16 protein-coding genes are annotated in these 17,485 nt (G+C 62.3%); 5 read left to right on the top strand and 11 right to left on the bottom strand.

Annotation, left to right across the window (positions count from 1 at the left end):
- Positions 1-81 precede the first annotated feature (81 nt).
- Positions 82-369, top strand: coding sequence for an HU family DNA-binding protein (locus N7U68_RS11825; protein WP_165195299.1), 288 nt, complete (start codon positions 82-84; stop codon positions 367-369).
- Positions 370-450: 81 nt separating this feature from the next.
- A complete protein-coding gene (locus N7U68_RS11820; RefSeq protein WP_165195301.1) occupies positions 451-1,323 on the top strand; it encodes a DMT family transporter in 873 nt (290 codons plus the stop codon).
- A 42-nt stretch (positions 1,324-1,365) separates the two neighbouring features.
- On the opposite strand, the gene N7U68_RS11815 is transcribed toward N7U68_RS11820, so the two are convergent.
- From N7U68_RS11815 to N7U68_RS11770, 10 genes are all read right to left on the bottom strand, one after another.
- On the bottom strand, positions 1,366-1,947 hold the full coding sequence (locus N7U68_RS11815; RefSeq protein ID WP_263046924.1) for an amino acid synthesis family protein: 582 nt from the start codon (positions 1,945-1,947) through the stop codon (positions 1,366-1,368).
- Entirely contained in the window at positions 1,940-2,779 is an 840-nt protein-coding gene (locus N7U68_RS11810; protein ID WP_263046923.1) for a UPF0280 family protein, read from the bottom strand. The genes N7U68_RS11815 and N7U68_RS11810 overlap by 8 nt, the downstream gene beginning before the upstream one ends.
- On the bottom strand, positions 2,776-4,221 hold the full coding sequence (locus N7U68_RS11805) for a 6-hydroxynicotinate reductase (RefSeq protein ID WP_263046922.1): 1,446 nt from the start codon (positions 4,219-4,221) through the stop codon (positions 2,776-2,778). Before N7U68_RS11805 ends, N7U68_RS11810 begins: the two co-directional genes overlap by 4 nt.
- Positions 4,218-6,905 carry a molybdopterin-dependent oxidoreductase gene (locus tag N7U68_RS11800; RefSeq protein ID WP_263046921.1) on the bottom strand — a complete coding sequence of 896 codons (2,688 nt, stop codon included), beginning with the start codon at positions 6,903-6,905 and terminating at the stop codon, positions 4,218-4,220. The genes N7U68_RS11805 and N7U68_RS11800 overlap by 4 nt, the downstream gene beginning before the upstream one ends.
- Positions 6,902-7,753, bottom strand: coding sequence for an FAD binding domain-containing protein (locus tag N7U68_RS11795; RefSeq protein WP_263046920.1), 852 nt, complete (start codon positions 7,751-7,753; stop codon positions 6,902-6,904). Before N7U68_RS11795 ends, N7U68_RS11800 begins: the two co-directional genes overlap by 4 nt.
- Positions 7,754-7,948: 195 nt before the next feature.
- Positions 7,949-8,644 (bottom strand): ABC transporter ATP-binding protein, encoded by a 696-nt coding sequence (locus tag N7U68_RS11790; RefSeq protein ID WP_165197862.1) that lies wholly within the window; start codon positions 8,642-8,644, stop codon positions 7,949-7,951.
- Positions 8,644-9,351, bottom strand: coding sequence for an ABC transporter ATP-binding protein (locus N7U68_RS11785; RefSeq protein WP_165195313.1), 708 nt, complete (start codon positions 9,349-9,351; stop codon positions 8,644-8,646). The genes N7U68_RS11790 and N7U68_RS11785 overlap by 1 nt, the downstream gene beginning before the upstream one ends.
- Positions 9,348-10,292, bottom strand: coding sequence for a branched-chain amino acid ABC transporter permease (locus N7U68_RS11780; protein WP_263046919.1), 945 nt, complete (start codon positions 10,290-10,292; stop codon positions 9,348-9,350). The genes N7U68_RS11785 and N7U68_RS11780 overlap by 4 nt, the downstream gene beginning before the upstream one ends.
- Positions 10,289-11,215, bottom strand: coding sequence for a branched-chain amino acid ABC transporter permease (locus N7U68_RS11775; RefSeq protein ID WP_165195317.1), 927 nt, complete (start codon positions 11,213-11,215; stop codon positions 10,289-10,291). Before N7U68_RS11775 ends, N7U68_RS11780 begins: the two co-directional genes overlap by 4 nt.
- A 110-nt stretch (positions 11,216-11,325) precedes the next feature.
- Complete coding sequence (locus N7U68_RS11770; protein WP_263046918.1) at positions 11,326-12,303, bottom strand: zinc ABC transporter substrate-binding protein; 978 nt, start codon at positions 12,301-12,303, stop codon at positions 11,326-11,328.
- Between the two features lie 89 nt (positions 12,304-12,392).
- On the opposite strand from N7U68_RS11770, the gene N7U68_RS11765 reads away from it, so the two are divergent.
- From N7U68_RS11765 to N7U68_RS11755, 3 genes are read left to right on the top strand one after another with little or no spacing between them, the layout of a single operon-like run.
- The gene (locus N7U68_RS11765) at positions 12,393-12,875 is read left to right on the top strand and encodes a transcriptional repressor (protein ID WP_263046917.1); all 483 of its coding nucleotides are present in this window, start codon (positions 12,393-12,395) and stop codon (positions 12,873-12,875) included.
- On the top strand, positions 12,872-13,609 hold the full coding sequence (locus N7U68_RS11760; protein WP_263046916.1) for a metal ABC transporter ATP-binding protein: 738 nt from the start codon (positions 12,872-12,874) through the stop codon (positions 13,607-13,609). The genes N7U68_RS11765 and N7U68_RS11760 overlap by 4 nt, the downstream gene beginning before the upstream one ends.
- The gene (locus tag N7U68_RS11755) at positions 13,606-14,409 is read left to right on the top strand and encodes a metal ABC transporter permease (RefSeq protein WP_263046915.1); all 804 of its coding nucleotides are present in this window, start codon (positions 13,606-13,608) and stop codon (positions 14,407-14,409) included. The genes N7U68_RS11760 and N7U68_RS11755 overlap by 4 nt, the downstream gene beginning before the upstream one ends.
- Positions 14,410-14,441: 32 nt before the next feature.
- Here N7U68_RS11755 and N7U68_RS11750 read toward each other — a convergent pair whose 3' ends face one another.
- Positions 14,442-17,483 carry an efflux RND transporter permease subunit gene (locus N7U68_RS11750; RefSeq protein WP_263046914.1) on the bottom strand — a complete coding sequence of 1,014 codons (3,042 nt, stop codon included), beginning with the start codon at positions 17,481-17,483 and terminating at the stop codon, positions 14,442-14,444.
- Positions 17,484-17,485 lie beyond the last annotated feature (2 nt).

The following is a 17,485-nucleotide window of genomic DNA, read 5'->3' as shown; positions in this document are numbered from 1 at the left end:
TATTCGTTGTGTTACCCCACAAGATAGCGTTAAATTACGCCAATGAGGCCCAAGGAACGGGCAGTTTAAGGAGACCATAAAATGGCAAAACCTATGACCAAAACCCAGCTCGTTGCGGCTCTGGCCGAAGAGATGGACAGCGACAAGAAATCCGCAAGCGCGGCTCTTGATGCGATCATCGCCGTGATCACCAGCGAAGTATCGGGTGGTGGCGCCGTTACCCTGCCCGGCGTTGGCAAAATCTACTGCCGCGAGCGCCCCGAGCGTATGGTGCGCAACCCTGCCACCGGCGAGCAGATCAAGAAAGAAGCCGACAAGGTTGTGAAGATGACCATCGCCAAGGCGCTGAAGGACAGCGTGAACGGCTGATCTTGCATTACGACCGAGTTTCGGAAAGGGTCGCCCATAGCGGGCGGCCCTTTTCAGTTTTCAGGCAGGACATTCCACAACATGGATTTTCGCGCAATCATCATGGGCATCGCCTTTGCGGTCATGTGGTCCAGTGCTTATACGTCTGCGCGGATCATCGTTCTGTCCGCGCCACCGGTCAGCGCGCTGGCGCTGCGGTTTCTGATCTCCGGCCTTCTGGGTATTCTGATCGCGCGGATGTTGGGCCAATCGTGGCGTCTGACGCCGCCGCAGTGGCGCGCGACCATTGTGTTCGGGGTCTGTCAGAATGCGCTCTACCTTGGCCTTTACTTTGTAGCGATGCAGACAATTGAGGCATCGTTGGCTGCAATCATTGCCTCGACCATGCCGCTGTTGGTGGCGCTGGCCGGGTGGATTGTGTTCCGTGACCGGCTGCCACCTATCGCCGTGCTGGGTTTGCTGGCGGGCCTCGTCGGGGTGGTCATCATCATGGGCAACCGATTGTCGGATGGCGTTGACCTCTATGGCCTGACGCTTTGCGTGGTCGGGGTGGTCGCGCTGACCATTGCGACACTGGCCGTCCGTGGGGCCACGTCGGGTGGGAATTTCCTGATGGTGGTGGGCCTGCAAATGCTGATCGGCAGCGCCGTACTCAGCGTTGCCGCCGTGGCGACCGAAACCATCGAAATCGCATGGAGCTGGCAACTGGTCGCGGCCTTTGCCTATACCACGATTGTTCCCGGCCTCGGTGCCACGCTGGTGTGGTTCATGCTGGTCGAGCGGATCGGCGCCACACGGGCGGCGACGTTTCACTTTCTCAACCCGTTCCTTGGCGTTGCCATCGCCGCGCTGATCCTCAGTGAGCCATTACAACTCTATGATATCATCGGGGTTGCGGTGATCATGGCGGGTATCTTAGCGGTACAATTGTCCAAGCGTCCCGGCCGATCCTGATGGCGTAGGGTGGGCTTTCAACCCACCGCGCGCTCTGCGCCACTAGCGCAACCCATCCCCGCCAGTCACATCCTCAACGCGCAAGCCACCCATCCGGTCGTGGATGCGTCCGCCGCGCGACATCGCCAGCACGAATAGCAACTCATCACGGCGTGGCCCATCCGGCAGCCCCACCTCCATCGCGTCGAAATGGCTGCGCACATAGGCGGCGTTGATATGGCCGAGTGGCACGTCGATCCGGCTGCCGGGTCCGCCTTGTTTCATCGCGGATGGCACAATCGCCTTCGCTTCGCCCAACCGGGCGCGCATCGCATAGCCACCCGGCACATGCCACAGCGCGGTGTGCTCCAGCTCGCCATCCTCGCCGCACATCGCGGCCTTGCCATAGCCGTCGATCCCCTCGGCACCACCCATCGCGTCGATCAATCGTTCGGTCATCGACAGGCCCAGCGGTTTCAGATCGTCCATGGCCGATTGCAGGTCATCGGTATAGCCGCCCGCGAACGGATTGCGCACCAGCGCGGCAATGGCCGCCCTACGGCGCGGCAGGTCTGGCGCAGGCCCGCCGTCATGGTGGATATCCTCGACGAACAGCATCGTCTTGCGCAGGGTGAATTCAGGCATCTATCGGCTCCAGTTCGGGGTGTAACAGCGTCATTGTGCGCGTCAGAACCTGCTGCCCGCCGAGGCAAAGCGCGGCGGCACAGATTAGGCCACGCTTGCGGTAGGTTTCCGCAGTTCTCAGTCCTTTGCCAAGCGCGCGCGCGATCTCAAGATCTGTCAGCGGGCCGACGGCCACGGTCACGGCGCGCGTGCCCAAATCACTGTCGGCAAAGACCTCACTGGCGGGCAGACGCGCAATTGCAGGATGGCCGGGGAGGTCAACGGCATTGGCAATCAGTGTTGCTGCGGCATCGGCCATTGCGGCGTTTTGGGCCAGAACAGTGACACTATCGGCAATCCCCAGCGACTGACTGCGCCCGCGCCAGCCCGACGTGGCAATGCCGCGCGCCGCATCCCGATGGTCAACGCGCGCCTGCCCGCCTGCCGCGCTGGCAATCGCGGCAGTCATGCTATGACCGGGCGTCAGGTAAAAGGCGACATCGCCGCCATTGTTCACATAGCCCTTGTCGATGCCCGGTCCGTCGCACAGCGCCGTCAGCACCGCATCCGCCCCGGCCCCGGCAACCGCAGCCATAGGCGTGATGAACTCCGCAAAAGGCGCGGTCACAGCAACCATCGTCGTTGCAATGGCGCCACGCGGCGGCGGTCCTTGCGGGGCACGCAGACGGGGCAATTCCACGGCCAATTCTTCCAGCAACGTATCGAACCGCGCTATTGCGCGAGATAATCCAGCGGCGCGTCCGGGGCCCGTCGCGCCCACGATCATATCAATCGGCCCGTGATTCAGATGCAGCCGCCCACCAGATATCCACGTTACCTGCGCGCCGCTCATAACGGGTCCCGTTTGGGTCGGACCCGGCGCAGTGCGTTGCCGTATTCTCCGCCCTTTTCCACAATATCGGCCACACTGCGCACTGCTGCGTCATGCCCGCCCAACGCGATGTAATCACCCCTCGTCAGCGTGAATTCCAGCGGCGCGACCAACGCGGGCGTTGGTACATAACCGAACGATCCGTCAGGCATATCCCGCACGTCGACCATGATCGTGATGCCGCCTCCGGGCCAGACATAGGCCGCCACTCCGCCGCAGGTCACGCGGCACTGCCCGCCCTGTACCGCATGGGTCAGCTTGACCGGATTCTGCGTCACGCCAGAGCGGAGCGACCCGCCAGCCCCCGCCTGAAACATCACCGTACAAAGTGCCGGCTCGCAATTCTCGGCGATCAGGTCAACCGATGGCTGTAACGCCTCGGGCAGTGGCGCAGGTTGCGGTACCAAAGCATCATCCAGCACGTAATACCCGTAGTGTTCGCCCGTTGTCGACACCATCAACAGTGTCAGGCCCGGCCGCGCGCCTTTCTTTTCCAGCCACGGATTCAGGATATCCAGCGGGTCCTCAATATCCGTGCCGCCCCAGCCGCGCCCCGGCCCGGCCACCTGAAAATACCGCCCCGGCGTGGATCGCCGCCCCTTGATGCGGATACCGGTGTCAGGCCAGTCCAGAACCTTGCCCGCCTGATGTTCGCTGACAACGCCAGTGATGTGATCGTCCACCACGACCACTTCATCCACCAGTCCCTGCCATTGGCTGGCGAACATACCGATGGTGGCGGACCCGCAGCCGACACGCATGCGCACCTCTGGCTGTCCGTCCACAATGGGCGGCTGCCCGGCCTGCACGATGACGGTGGCACCGTCGTCGATCACCAGTTCGACCGCCTCGCCATTGCATAGCCGCAGCAACGCATCGCAGGTCACGCGCCCTTCGGGTTTCGTACCGCCGGTCAGGTGTTCGACCCCGCCCAGAGACAGCATTCGACTGCCATACTCAGAGGTGGTGACATGGCCGATCGCCTCACCGCCCGCGCGCACGATGGCGCGCTCTTCGCCCAGATGCCGGTCGGTGTCGATCTTCACCTTGACGCCGCAGTAGGAAAATATCGCCTCGGTCACGACGGTGATGAAATCCGCGCCCTCCACCTCTCGACTGACGATAAACGGCGCGGGTTTGTAATCGGGGTAGGTGGTGCCCGATCCGACACCACTGACAAAAACACCGTCGCCGCTGACATTCTGCCCATCCCAGTCGGCGGCCAGAAACGGCTTGACCTCGTCCCCGGCTGCCATCCGACGGTCTAGGATGGTCAGCGGGTCGGTGCGAACGATTCTGCCATCCTCGTTGCCGTACCGGTCGCAAGCCCCGATCTTGCCCGGTGCGATGTAACACATAACCGGACAGGCATCGCAGCGTATCTTGTCCTCGCGCGCGCTCATTTCCCGGCCTCGCGGATCGCGGCCAGCACCCGGTGCGGCAATGCGGGCAGCGAGTTCACCCGCGCGCCCGTGGCATGCCGTATGGCGTTCAGGATTGTGGGTGCGGTGGGGATCAGCACATGCTCGCCCAGCCCCTTGGCCCCCAGCGGTCCCTCGGGATCGGGGACCTCCAGCAGAATCGTCTCTATTTCGGGCATATCGCCGGTGGTCGGGATCAGGTAGTCATGCAGGTTCTCGGTACGCCCCGGAATGAACTCTTCCATCAGCGCCAGACCCAGCCCCTGCGCGATCCCGCCCTGTACCTGCCCCTCGGCCAGTTGCGGGTTAATCACCCGGCCCAAGTCATGCGCTGCGGTGATCCGGTTCACCTTGACCGTCCCCAGAACTGTATCGACCGATACTTCGGCAATCTGCGCACCATAGCCATAGACCGCATAAGGCGATCCCTGCCCATCGGCATCCAGACTCGTGGTGGGCGGGTCATAGGTTTCCTCGGCAGCGATGGCATAGCCGTTGGCATCAGGCGCAATCGCGTCCAGATCAACCCGCCGTTCCCCCGCCCCTTCGCGCAGGATCAGCACCCCGCTTTCCAATGTGATCTGCGCATCCGGGCCCATATTTCCCAGGCTCAGGATCGCCGCTCGCAGCGCCGCACCCGCCAGATAGGCGGCCTTGCCCGTGACATAGGTCTGGCGCGAGGCTGACGTCTTGCCGCAATCCGGGGTTAGCGCCGTGTCCGGCCCGACCAAAGTGAACTGTGCAACCGGCATCCCCAGCGCGTCAGCGCAGATTTGCGTGATCACTGTATTGCTGCCCTGCCCGATGTCCGTGGCCCCTTGATGCAGCCGCAGCGTGCCTTCGGGGGTGATCCCGACGCGCACCGTTGATGGGTTCGGCAGCCCGGTATTGCCGCAGCCGTACCAGCACGAGGCGATCCCGACACCGTGTCGCAGCGGGCCACCTGCGTCATTGGCCACCTGCGCACGGGACAGGGCCGCAGCCCAAGGGTTAGCGAGCGCGTCAAGACAGGCCGATATCCCGACACCCTGCAAGGTCTGCCCACATACCGTACGCTGCCCGCTTTGCAGCGCATTGATCCGGCGAAATTCCAGCCGGTCGATCCCGGCCTGACCCGCCAGATCATCATACAGGGTTTCCTGCATGATCGCGGCCTGTGGCACGCCAAAACCGCGAAACGCCCCGGAAATGGCCGAAAAACTGTGACGCGCATCTGCCTCGGCATGGTAATCGGGGGTAAAGTAGGGGCCGGAGGCATGCACCGGCACCCGCCCTGCCACGGTCGGACCCCAGCTGGCATAGGCGCCAGTATTGAACTCACCCTCAAAGACCATGCCGCAGATGCGCCCTTGGGCATCCGCCCCGATCCGCGCGGACATCTGCGCCGGGTGCCGCTTGGTGGTCGAGGCCATCGATTCAGCCCGGCTATAGATCATCCGCGCTGGCCGTCCGGTTTTCAGCGCCACCAACCCGATCAGCGGCTGTAACGATAGGTCAAGCTTGGCCCCAAACCCCCCGCCTGCCGCCGCCGGAATGATGCGGACCTTGTCCTGTGCCAAACCCAGCACCTTGGCCGTCTCATCACGGTCCATCACCGGTGCCTGCGTGCAGGCCTGAATGATCAGCGTATCGCCATCCATCCATGCGACACCGGCCTCGGGTTCGATATAGGCGTGCTCGATATAGGGCGTCGTCATGTCGCCGCTGGCGACATAGGTCGCACGGCCCAGCGCCGCCTGCGCATCGCCGCAGCGCACGCGTCCGGTGACCAGCAGGTTGTCCGGTCGGTGGTCGTGTACCAGCGTCTCGTCCGTCTCTTCCCACGTCACGGGAAACGTATCTAGGTCCAGTGCCTCGATCACCGCAGCATCGCCCGCCACCAGCGCAATCGCCTCGCCGCGCAACCGGACATGGCCCTCTGCCAGTGCGGGCTGATCGGCAAACGGCGGGATGGTGCCAAAGCAGTTCTCGCCGGGAATGTCACGGGCGGTGAATACCTGTACCGGCCCGGCCTGCGCCGCCCGCCACCCTCTCAGATCACCAAGCCGGAATCGCGCCGGGGCCTTTGGCGCCCGTATCGCCCGCACCAGCAGCGTGCCCTCGGGGCAAGCATCGGCACCATAGACCTCTGTCCCGTCCACTTTGGCGACGCCGTCAATCCTCGGCAGCGCAGAACCCACCGACGGCCCGGTGAAATCGGTTTCCGGCGGGGTATCGCGCACATCGCAAACCGCATCAATGATCTTGGTATAGCCGGTGCAACGGCATAGCACGCCGCCCAGCGCGGATTCGACCTCTACTCGACTGGGCTGCGGGTTACGCGCCAGCAACGCAGTGGCAGCCATCAACATGCCGGGTGTGCAGATCCCGCATTGCGCCGCGCCATGCCGTAGAAACGCCTGTTGCAGGGGGTCATGCGCCAGCCCCTCGACAGTCGTTACAGCGCGCCCGGCTACCTGTGCCACCGGGGTAAGGCAGGAACAGACAGGCGCGCCGTCCAGCAGCACCGTGCACGCCCCGCAATCGCCTGCGTCGCAGCCGACCTTGGTACCACGCAGCGCCAGGTCCTCGCGCAGCACCTCGGACAGTCGCCGTCCGGGTGACACGGGTAACTCATGCGCGCTGCCGTTCACGCGCAAAGAGAGCGTCCCGAATGAGCGGTTCATCGTGCTTCTCCGGTCAAGTCACGCAACGCACGGCGCACCAGTTCCGCCGCCGCGTGGGCGCGGTAAGGGCCATCCGCGCGAATGTCGTCAATCGGCGAAAGCGCAGGCAGGACCAGATCATCCTGCGCGGCACGCCACAGGGCGGCATCCGCAGGCAAGCCGACCAGTGCGCTCTCTAATTGCGCAAGCCGTACCGCAACGACGCTGCAGGCCCCTACGGCGATGGCGGCCTGCGCGATGCGGCCATCCTCGACGGTCAATCGGGCCGCCACCATGGCGATGGAAATCACCAGATATCGCCGCGCGCCCAGTTTCAGAAATCGTGAAGCGCCAGACATGGCCGAGGCGGGAACCCAGAGCGCCGTCACCATCTCTCCGGGTTGCAGATCTGTCTGCCGGACACCTGTGACGAACTGCCCCAAAGGCATACGCCGTCCGCCAGTGGCGGAGGTTATCTCGACCTCCGTATCCAGCGCCAACAGACACGGAACCCCGTCTGCGGCCGGTGAGGCATTGCAGACATTGCCAACCACAGTCGCCGCATTCTGAATCTGGACCGATCCGACCTCAACAGCGGCCTGCCGCAACATGTCAAAGGCAGGGGGCAGATCGGCGCGCACCAGATCGCTCCACGTCGCCGCGGCGCCGATCCGGATACCCGCGTCGCGCACCTCGATCCTGCGCAGCTCAGGCACCCCGGTGATATCCACGACCGACCCGACCAAGTCGCGCCGCTGCGTGGCGGCAAACAGGTCGGTACATCCGGCGGCAATCGTTGCCGATCCGCCCGCCAATACCCGCAGTGCTTCGTCCAATGTTTCGGGCCGATGATAACCGTTTGCCTGCATTTAAACCCTCTTGGCTCTGGGCACGGATGGTGCGCCCGGCACCGGCGGGCTGTCAACATGGCTGTTGTGCTTTACAGCACCGGCGCGTCCGCCTCCGGCAGAAGTATTCTGGGACCAATGAAAAATGGTCATGCCCGTTTCAGTGTTCTGGAAATACTCTGGGGTCTGCGGCAACGCCCCAGTCAGCAGTCGCGGTCAAACGCCAACATAACGTTCCACGATGGCATGATCGGCGCGCAGGGCTTCTGCGGGCAATGTTTCCCCATTGCGACCGTTTTCGATAAACGCCACGCGATCCGCAACTGACAGCACTGCATCGACGCGCTGCTCGACCAGAAGGATCGCCACGCCTTTGCTGCGCATCTGCACGATTACTTGCCGGATCGCTTCGATCATCGAAGGTTGCAACCCTTCGGTCGGCTCGTCCAGCAACAACGCCTTTGGTTGCAGGCAGAGTGCGCGGGCAGTGGCCAGCATCTGTTGTTCGCCGCCCGACAGGGTTTGCGCGCGTTGGTTCATCCGTTCTGCCAAACGCGGGAATAGCTCTAACACCTCGTTCAGCACATGGGGCGGGCTGCGCCGGGTTTGCATCCCCACGGCCAGATTTTGCGCCACGGTCAGGCCGGGAAACAGTCGTCGCCCCTGCGGGATATACCCGATCCCGGCGCGCGGCACATGATATGCTGGCAGCGCACTGATTTCTGTCCCATCCAGCGTGATACGGCCTGACATCAGCGGCAACAGACCCATGATTGCCTGCATCGTTGTTGTCTTACCCGCGCCGTTGCGCCCCAGCAGGCACAGAATCTCGCCCGCTTCGACACGAAGGTTCAGGTCATGCAGGACCTGCGCGCGGCCATATCCGGCCCCTATCCCGTGTAGCTCCAGCATCATCCGGTCCCCAGATAGGCTGCCTGTACATCAGCATTGGCGTGGATTTCGGCAGGTGTGCCTTCGGCCAGCATCTCGCCAAAGCTCAGCACGCTGACCCGGTCGGCGGTTTCCATGACAACGCTCATGTTATGTTCGATCAGCAGGATCGTTGTGTTGTCGGACAATTCGCGAATCAGCGTTTTGAATGCGGCAATCTCTGCTTCCGCCAACCCTTGCGTTGGCTCGTCTAGGATCAGCAATCGCGGTGCCTGCACCAAGCCCATTGCGATTTCCAGCAGGCGTTGATGTCCATAGCTTAGATCGCCGGCTTCTTGGTTGATACGGTCTGACAGGCCGACACGCGTCAGTGCCGCCATGACAGCCTCCTCGACAGCATCGCCACTCATCCGCCGCCGCGCGGCCAGCGCCACGTTTTCGGCAACGTCCAGCCCGGCAAAGATCGAGGTAATCTGAAACGTGTAGGCCATGCCCAGCCCGATCCGCTTGTGCGCGGGCAGGGTGGTGATGTCGCACCCGTCAAAGCTGACGCTGCCTGATGTTGGTGGAATCCGCCCACAGATCATCCCCACCAGCGTCGTCTTGCCGGCGCCATTGGGGCCAATCAGGGCGCGCACCTCGCCTTGGGGCAGGTCGAAATCCACATCGTTGACGGCCTGCAATCCCTCAAAGCTTTTGGACAGGCCGCGCGTGGTCAGCAGGCTCATGGCAACCACCCCCACAGGCGGCGGCGTAGCTCGCCTGCCAATCCCTGCGGCGCAAACAGTGTCAGCAACACCAGCACCACACCCGCGATCAGCATGTAGGCCGTGGTCACGCCGGAACTGAGGTCAATCAGGTAGAACATAAACAGTGTGCCGATGAATGGGCCCAGCACCGTGCCCGCCCCACCCAACAGTACCCACAAAAGCGGAAAGATCGAATATTGCACGCCCGCGAAACTAGCCCCAGCATAGCCGAACAGTAGGCCATAGAGTGCCCCGGCTGCCGCCGAGATCGTGCCGGAAATCACCATCGCGCCCAGTTTATGCGCGAACGTGTCATAGCCCAACATGCGCACGCGTTCCTCGTTCTCGCGGATCGCTATTAGCGTTTTCCCGAATGGGCGGCGCACCAGCCATAGACACACCAGCAGGCTCACGGCAAAGAGGGCGAGTGCCGCAAAGTATCGGTTGCCGGGGTCGCTCAGGTCGATCCCCCACAACATGCGCTGCGCCTGCTGGATCACGAACCCTTCGTCGCCACGAGTCCATTTTCCGAAATAGAGGACTGTCAAATAACCCGCCTGCGCAAACATAAGGGTGACGATCATGAACGCCACGCCGACCGTGCGCAGTGCCAGCAACCCCAGCGCCGCAGACACTGCGGCACCTGCCGCAACACCGGCAATCAGCGCGGGCGCAGGGGTCCAGCCGAGATGGGTAACCGTCAGCCCCATCCCGTACATACCAGCCGCGAAAAACAGCGCATGTCCTAGGCTCAGAAGACCGGTATAGCCAAAGAGGATATTGTACCCTACCGCGTAGCTGGCCAGCACCATGATCCGCGCCAGATTGCCATGATGATAGGCGGGCAGCACGAACTGCAGCGCGAACAGCGCGATCAGCAACCCGCCATGCAGCAGCAATACCTTGGTGCCCGTGCTCATGTGCTGCGCGCTCCGAACAGGCCATTGGGACGATAGACCAGCACCAGACCGACCAGCAGTGTCGCCAGTATCTTGGCCAGCGTGGGCGAGAAAAAGACCGAGATGATCCCGTCGCTGAGACCGATCAGAATGGCCGCCACCACCGTGCCCGGCAGGCTACCCAATCCACCGATGATCACCACGATGAACGACAGCAGCAGCGGATCAGCCCCCATCAGGTAATGCGCCTGCTGGATCGGCACAATCAGTACAGCCGCCAATGCTGCCAGCGCCGCCCCAATGCCGAAAACCAGCGCATAGACCCGTTCCACCGGAATGCCAAAGGCCAGCGCCATGTCACGATCCTGTTGCGTCGCGCGCATCAGCAGGCCGATCTTGGTGCGCGCCATCAGCAGCCAAACCCCCAGCAGGACCACCGGCGCGGCACAGATCACGGCCAGTTTGTAGCTGGTCGTGCTCAACCCCCAAGGCCAATACATTTGCAGGCTACCATCCTTGAATTCCCACCACGGAATCGCGAGGCGGGTGTTAAAGGGCGGTGCCACGGGTCGCGCCTCGGGGCCGTAGCCCATCAGGGTCAGTTGCTGGATGATATAGAGCACACCAATAGTCGCGACGATGGTGCGCTCGGGGTCATAGTCGATCCGCTTGAGGATGGTCATATCGACCGCCACGGCGATCACCCCCACCAGCAAGGGCGCGATGATCAATGCCGCACCAAACCCGACAGAGGCGTGCCCGCCCAGCGTCTGCGCCACATACCATGCGACGACCGCGCCCAGCATGAAAAACTCGCCATGCGCGATGTTCACCACCCGCATCACGCCAAAGACCAGACTGAGGCCCACAGCCGTCAGCGCCAGCACCGCAGCCGTCACCGCGCCTTCCAGCGTCGCGAGCAAGAGATAGGGACCCAGTTCCATTGTCGTGCAGGATTGCCCGGCTGGTGCGCAGAGGGCAAGAGAAATGGCAACCTGTTTCCCGGTTTAGGGTATTCTGCGCGCGAAACGGGCTGTTGCTGCGTTCTGGATATTCACAGACATTCCATCATCCGGGCGGCCATTGCGCGCAATAGCGCGGGGTAAAGATCAGCCCCCGGCGTCTGTTCGGCCCCAATGGGATCCAGCAGAGCGGTGCGCGCATCGGTCCCCTCCATCACCGTCGCAACCAGACCGGGATTGAACTGCGCTTCGGAGAAGACACAGAGCGCGCCGGTTTCGGTGATGATATGCCGAATCTCCGCCAATCGTGCCGGGCTAGGCTTGCTGGCATCACTCAGGCTGATTGACCCAGCGGCGGGGATAGCAAAATGGCGCTCGAAATATTGGTAGGCATCGTGAAAAACGATGTAGGGTCGGCCCCGCAGCGGGGCGAGTTCAGCGGCGACTTCAGCCGAAACAGTCTCGATCATCGCCTGCGCGGTTTTCGCGTTCTGTACATAGATCGCGGCGTTCTTCGGGTCATTCTGCACCAATCGAAAGGCGATCAAGTCGATCCATGCAATCGCGTTGTGCGGGTCGAGCCAGGCATGTGGATCAACACCCGAATGTTCGTGGTCATCATGGCCATCGTCTTCGGCATGATTGCCGTGCTCTTCCTCGTGATCCTCGTGATCCTCGTGATCGTCATGGTCCGCATGGGCGTCTTCCATTTCCAGCGACGCTCCTTCACGAAAATGGAATAACTCGGTTGCATCCACGTCCAGCAACGACGTGACCTGAGCATCCTCGCCCAAGGTGTTGATGGCATCCAGCATCCACGGTGTCAGAGCAGGGCCCATCCAAAACACCAGATCGGCTTCTTGCAATGCGCGCGCATCCGAAGGGCGCAACGCGTACCCGTGCGGCGATGCGCCGGGCTGCACGATCAGATCCGGTGTGCCGACACCCTCCATCACCATCGCCACCAGTGATTGCACCGGCAGGATGTCGGTTGCCACGCGCGGCGCATCGGCATGGGCGGGCAGCGATATAGCCAGCGATGATGTGACGGCTAGCAGGGATTTGATCATGGCTGTTCCAATCAGGTAGGGAATTTCGCGGCTTGATAGATGTTATCATATAACATATCAATAGCAGATCGAAACAAACGGAAACTAGCATGGAACCTGTCGGTTTTGCCAGCCACGATCACGCTGCCTGCATCACCACGTCATTGGAGGCGGCGGCCGTCCATTGTCGGGCTGCCGGGTTGCAACTCACACCCGTGCGCCGTCGCGTGCTGGAGATATTATTGCAACGGCACCGCGCGTTGGGCGCTTATGACCTTCTCGACGTGCTACGCGACGAAGGGTTGGGGTCCCAGCCCCCCGTCGTCTATCGCGCGCTGGATTTCCTTGTGGGCCGTGGCTTCGTACATCGGATCGAACGGCTGAACGCATTTGTGGCCTGCGCGCATCCGGGTGATACACATGTGCCTGCCTTCCTGATCTGTCGAAGCTGTGCCTCGGTGGCCGAGCTACAGTCCGAACCGGCCAAGGGCGCGCTGGGCCGTACGGCACGTGCCGCCGGGTTTCAGATCGAACGCACAGTCGTAGAGGCCGAAGGACTATGCCCCAAATGCCAGCCAGAGGTGCAAACATGACGCTGTTGACGGCCAGCCACCTGTCCGTGCGGATGGGCAATACAGAGGTTTTGCACGGCGTCGACCTGAGTATCGAACCGGGAGAGATCGTCACGATTGTCGGCCCAAACGGGTCGGGTAAATCCACGCTGCTACGCGCAATCATCGGGGCGGTGCCGCTGAGCCATGGCTCGCTGACCGTCCGGTCGGGCCTGCGCATCGGATATGTCCCACAGCGTCTGGAACTGGACGCCGCCCTGCCAATGACCGTTTCGCGGTTTCTGGCTCTGCCGCACCGGACATCGCGCAGCGCCATACACGAAGCGCTGCAACGGGCCGGTGCGCCCGATCTGGCAGATCGACAGATGGCGCGGCTTTCGGGCGGGCAGTTCCAACGTGTGCTGCTGGCGCGGGCGCTGTTGTCCCAGCCTGAACTGCTGATCCTTGACGAGGCCACCCAAGGGCTCGACCAACCGGGATCAGCCGCCTTTTACGAACGCATCGCAGGCCTGCGCGCCGAAATGGGCTGCGCTGTCCTGATGGTCAGCCATGAATTGCATGTCGTCATGGCCGCGTCGGATAGGGTGATTTGCCTCAATGGGCATGTGTGCTGCCACGGCGCGCCCGAGCAGGTCGCCTCGGCCCCTGAATACCGCGCCCTGTTCGGGACCGGGACGCATGGCGCGCTGGCCCTCTATCGGCACGAACATGATCATGGCCATGACCACGCACATGCACACGAGGCGGCGCAATGAACTGGTTGGATGATTTCATGGTTCGCGCCGCGCTTGCCGGTCTTGGCGTGGCGTTGGCCGCCGCGCCCTTGGGCTGTTTTGTGGTGTGGCGGCGCATGGCCTATTTCGGGGATGCGACGGCCCATGCAGCGATCCTTGGCGTCGCGCTCGCGCTTGGGTTTAACCTGTCGATCTTTGTCGGCGTACTGGCGGTGGCGCTGACAATGGCTGTTGTCGTGTCGGGCCTCAGTGACCGTGGCCACGCGATGGATACGCTGCTGGGCGTCATGGCACATTCGGCACTGGCAATCGGGCTTGTCGCCGTGTCGGTGCTGGGCGGCGTGCGAATCGACCTGATGAGCTATCTCTTTGGCGACATTCTGGCCGTGGGTCGTGGCGATCTGGTGGTGATCTGGGGCGGGGCGGGGTTGGTTCTGGCGTTACTCTGGTGGCGCTGGTCGGCCCTGCTGACGGCAACGCTGGGTTCGGATCTGGCCTATGCCGCCGGAATCGATCCTAAGCGGGAACAGATGGTACTGACCGTTGCGCTGGCACTGGTCATCGCTGTGGCGATCAAGGTCGTCGGCGCTCTGTTGATCAGCTCCTTGCTGATCATCCCTGCCGCCGCCGCACGGCATTTTGCTGCCACGCCAGAACGCATGGCAATGCTGGCGATGGGCATCGGCGGGTTGTCCGCATTGGGCGGTCTGGCGGTCGCCTATCGCTATGACACGCCGACAGGTCCGACGATTGTCTGTGTCGCGGCGGCCATCTTTGCCACGTCGAGCGTTGCCGGACTGTTGCGTGGCGCCCGCAGTTGACGGAGTCAGCCTGCACGACAGAACCGGGGCACTCAGGCCGGGGTCGGATCTGCCGCCTTCTCTGCCCGCTCTGAACGGGCAAAGAAGAGATAGTAGAACACGGGCGCTGCGATCAATGTCAGGATTGACGCAAAGGCCAGTCCGCCCATGATCGTCACCGCCATCGAGACAAAGAACGCATCCCACAAGAGCGGAGCCATACCCAGGATCGTCGTCGCCGCCGCCAGCATCACCGGGCGCAGGCGCGAAGTGCAGGCCGTCACAATCGCCTCGTATAGCGCAACCCCCTCACCACGTACGATGTCGATTTCTTCAACCAGAACGATCCCGTTCTTCAACAACATGCCTGACAAGCTCAATAACCCCAACAGCGCCGTAAAGGTGAACGGCAATCCGGTCCCGAGCAGCCCGATCACCACGCCACAGACCGACATCGGCACCAGAAGCCAGATAATCAGCGGCTGACGCAAAGCGTTGAACAGCAGGATCGAAATCAGGACCATGATCAGAATGCTCAGCGGCAGTTGCTTGCCGAGGCTGGCATTAGCATCACCGGCGCTTTCGAACTCACCGCCCCATTCCATCTTGTAGCCCAGTGGGATCGGCATATCCTCGATGGCGGCGCGTATCTCGGTATGCACTTCGGCGGCGGTTTTGTCCGCAGGCACGTCGGCCCCGACCGTCAAGGTCAACAGCCGGTCCCGCCGATGCACCAGCGTATTCTGTACCTCGACCTCGTAACCATCTGTGACCTGCCCGATGGGAACAAAACTGTTGGAGACAGTTGAGAATACGACCTGATCACCCAACCCCAGCCCGTTATCCTTGGGCAAGCGCACGACGATCGGGATCAGCCGATCGTCCTCGCGGTAGACGCCGGCGCTGATTCCGTCCGTGGCAAAACGCAACGTGGTCGCCACATCATCGCGGGTGATACCGGCCGTCTGTGCCCGGTCTGTCGCATAGACCGGTTTCAGAACCAACTCCTGCTCGCGCCAATCCGTCCGAATATCTATCAGATTATCTGACGCAGCGAGCATCCGTTCCATTGCCGTTTCACCCAGTTGCCGTAGCACAGCGGGGTCGCTGCCAGAAAAGCGTGCCTCGATCGGTTGTCCGCCGCCGGGACCAAAGACCAGCCGCGCAGTGCGGAACTCCGCCTCGGGAAAGGTGCCGCGTCCATAGGCATCCAGCGCCGCGCGCAAAGGCGGAATGTCGGCGATCGTTTCGGTTCGGATGATCAGGTGGCCATAGCTCGGGTTTGGCTTTTCCGCGGAATAGGTCAACAGGAAGCGGGTCGCACCCTGTCCGACGAAACTGGCGACAGACACAACATCGTCGCGCGCCAGCAGCCACTCTTCGATCTGTGCCAGATCGGCCGAAGTGCGGTCAATATCTGTACCCTGCGGCAGCTTGTAATGCGCATAAAAAAGCGGTGTGTTCGAATTCGGGAAAAACTGTTGTTTAATCTGCCCGAACCCCATGAAGCTGAGAACAGTAACAGCCACCAGTGCCACGACCACCAGCCAGCGCACCCTTAGCGCGCCGCGCAGCACGCTGCCATAGGCGCGGAACATCCAGCCGCCATAGGCATCATCCTCGCCGCCTTTGCCCTGACGAAAGAAATAGTGTCCCAACAGCGGTGTTGCCGTCAGCGCCAGCACCCAGCTCAGCAACAGCGAAATGCCGATCACCGCAAAGAGCGAGAACAGAAACTCGCCCGTTGCATCCGGGCTGAGGCCGATACCAGCAAACGCCATGATGCCAATCACCGTCGCGCCCAGCAGCGGTGTCTGCGTCTTGCTCGCCACCTCGTCTGCCGCATCCCGAGAAGACTTGCCGCGCCGCATCGCGATCTGCATGCTCTCGGCCACAACGATGGCGTTATCCACCAGCATACCCATCGCGATAACCAGCGCACCCAATGAAATGCGCTCCATCTCGATCGAAAAAATCGCCATGAAAAACAGTGTACCCACCACGGTCAGCAACAGCGTGCCACCGACGACGACCGCTGCGCGCCACCCCATAAAGAGCGCCAGAACCACGACGACAATGGCCACGGACATTGCCAGATTGACCAGAAACGCGCTGGATGCCTCATCGACGACCACATGCTGCTGATAGATTGGATGCAGACTGACACCGGCCGGGATTTCCCCATCGAGCGCGGCCAGTCTCGCATCCACACGATTACCGACATCGACGATGTTCTCGCTGGCCAACCCGGCAATCCCGAGGGTGAACGCCTCGGCCCCGTTGAAACGTACGATCAGACCGGGGTCGTCCTTGCGCCCCCGGCTGACAGCGGCCACATCGGTCAGGTTGATCACCTCGCCGCCGACGCCCACGCTTAGACCGGCAATTGCCGTCACGCTATCCGATCCATCGGGGGCCTGAATGCGCGTATCGCCCAGTGATCCTGCGGGCACGACGGAATCTGCGGTGGCAATCGCATTTACAAACGCTTGTGGCGAAATCCCCTGATTGGTGCCCAAACCCGGATCCGGCTCGACGAAAACCGCCTCGTCCGCCAGCCCGCTGACATCCACATCTGCCACGCCGTCGACAGCCAGCAATTCGCGACGCAGGAAGGTGGACAGCTCGTAGCGTTCCGCATCGCTGTAGCCGTCGGCGATGACCGCATAGTAGATGCCGAACACGTCACCAAAGCTGTCATTTACCAGCGGGTCCGTGACCCCATCCGGCAGGTTACGCGCCGCATCGCGAATACGCGCCCGCAGTTTGGTCCAGATCGCAGGTAATTCGGGTCCGTCAATCGTTGGCTTGATCTCGACTTCGATCAACGACAGGCCGGGCTGGTTGACCGATGTGATCTTGTCGACCTCGCCCATTTTCTGAATCGCGGATTCCAATGGTTCGCTCACTTCGCGCGCAACCTGTTCGGCAGAGGCGCCGGGGTATTGCGTCGAAATGGCCGCGACCTTGATGGTAAACGCCGGATCCTCCAGCCGCCCGAGGTTCAGATAGCCCCAGATGCCGCCCAGAAGGCAGCCCAACATCAGCAACCATGTCAGCAGTGATTTATCAATCGACGCGCGTGCAACAGTCATCG

The organism is Roseovarius pelagicus, assembly GCF_025639885.1.
Classification (GTDB): domain Bacteria; phylum Pseudomonadota; class Alphaproteobacteria; order Rhodobacterales; family Rhodobacteraceae; genus Roseovarius; species Roseovarius pelagicus.
The sequence above is the reverse complement of the archived record's forward strand: the minus strand, read 5'-3'. Positions and strand labels throughout refer to the sequence as shown.